We start from the raw sequence: 1,298 nt of genomic DNA, 5'->3' as shown, positions 1-1,298 counted from the left end.
GCCTTTTGGTGCGACGGGGGCGTTTTTTATCGGGCTTGCCGTTTGCATGATGGGCTTTTTAGGAGGGCTTGTTATGTCTGCGATCAAGCGCGATCTGGGCGTCAAGGACTGGGGCTACATGATCAGCGGGCATGGCGGGATGCTTGACCGTATGGACTCGCTGTGCTTTGCGGCGCCGATATTTTTTCACATAGTTAGATACTTTTACGCGTGAGGTTTTGATGAAAATTTGGAGCAAAATTTTACTTTTAGCGCTCGCGGCAAATTTTGCCTTTGCATTTTCGGCCGAAAAGCTCGCGCAAGACGCTAGAGCGCAGGTTGGGCAGACGCTGTTTTACGATCCTTCGTACTCTAGGCTAGCCTAATCCGATGGGCGATGTGGATATGATAAAGGGCGTTTGCACCGACGTCGTAGTTAGAGCGCTGCGCGGGCAGGACATCGATCTACAGAGGCTCATCCATGAGGATATGAGCGCGAATTTTAGCGTCTACCCAAAAAACTGGGGCGCGAAAAAGACCGACAAAAACATCGATCATCGCCGCGTACCAAACATCGCGACCTATCTAAAACGCAAGGGTTACGAGGCGAAGGGCGAGTTTAAAGCCAGCGATATCGTGACGTGGCGGCCGGATAACGGCAGGCCTCATATCGGCATAGTTTCGGATAAATTTGCAGGCGACAAAACCCCGCTCGTGATCCATAACATCGGGCTTGGCGCGCAGGAAGAGGACGTGCTAAACGTTTACGAGATAACGGGGCATTTTAGGATAAAATAAGTAGAAAAATCGATAAATTTAAGCAAGAAAGGCGAAAAATGGAGTTTAAAGAGAGCTATTTTATAACGAGCGACGGGGCGAGGATATTTTACAGATACCGCCTGGCTGCGGACGTAGCGTGCGAAAACCCAGGCACAAATGAAGTAAATTTAAGCGACGCCCGTAAATTTGACGGGTCAAATTTGAGCGCCGAGGCCACAAACGAAACATCAAATTTGGCTAGCGAGCAAGCAGTCGGCGCGGATGAAAATGCGGAGCCTGATTTTGGCGGCGCGGGTAAATCTGGCGAGCAAAATTTACCAAACGGCGGCGAAAACTCGTACTCAAATTTAAACGAAGCTGGCAAATGCGGCACGTCAAATTTGAGCGAGACGTCTAGCGAAAACGCCGAGCAAAATCTCAAATTTAAAGCCGCGCCAAACGCCAAAGCAGTAGCGATATTTCACCGCGGACACGAGCACTCGGGCAGGACGACGCACGTAGCGGACGGGCTAGCGGCCCGCCGGGCAGCCGACGGCGGT

At 51.3% G+C, this 1,298-nt stretch carries 3 protein-coding genes and 1 pseudogene; all 4 read left to right on the top strand.

Features of this window, described 5'->3' with window-relative positions:
- A partial coding sequence (locus Q0340_RS07170) for a phosphatidate cytidylyltransferase (RefSeq protein ID WP_298082741.1) occupies positions 1 to 214 on the top strand: 214 nt, incomplete at its 5' end.
- A gap of 7 nt (positions 215 to 221) precedes the next feature.
- Positions 222 to 365 carry a hypothetical protein gene (locus tag Q0340_RS07165; protein ID WP_298082740.1) on the top strand — a complete coding sequence of 48 codons (144 nt, stop codon included), beginning with the start codon at positions 222 to 224 and terminating at the stop codon, positions 363 to 365.
- Between the two features lie 4 nt (positions 366 to 369).
- Positions 370 to 777 carry a DUF1287 domain-containing protein gene (locus Q0340_RS07160; RefSeq protein WP_298082739.1) on the top strand — a complete coding sequence of 136 codons (408 nt, stop codon included), beginning with the start codon at positions 370 to 372 and terminating at the stop codon, positions 775 to 777.
- 38 nt (positions 778 to 815) lie between these two features.
- Positions 816 to 1,298: pseudogene (locus Q0340_RS07155) on the top strand (hypothetical protein); the annotation flags it as partial.

Origin of the sequence: uncultured Campylobacter sp. (assembly GCF_938045595.1) — a bacterium.
Classification (GTDB): Bacteria; Campylobacterota; Campylobacteria; order Campylobacterales; family Campylobacteraceae; genus Campylobacter_B.
Note: the sequence above shows the minus strand (reverse complement) of the source record. Positions and strands in the feature narration are given on the sequence as shown.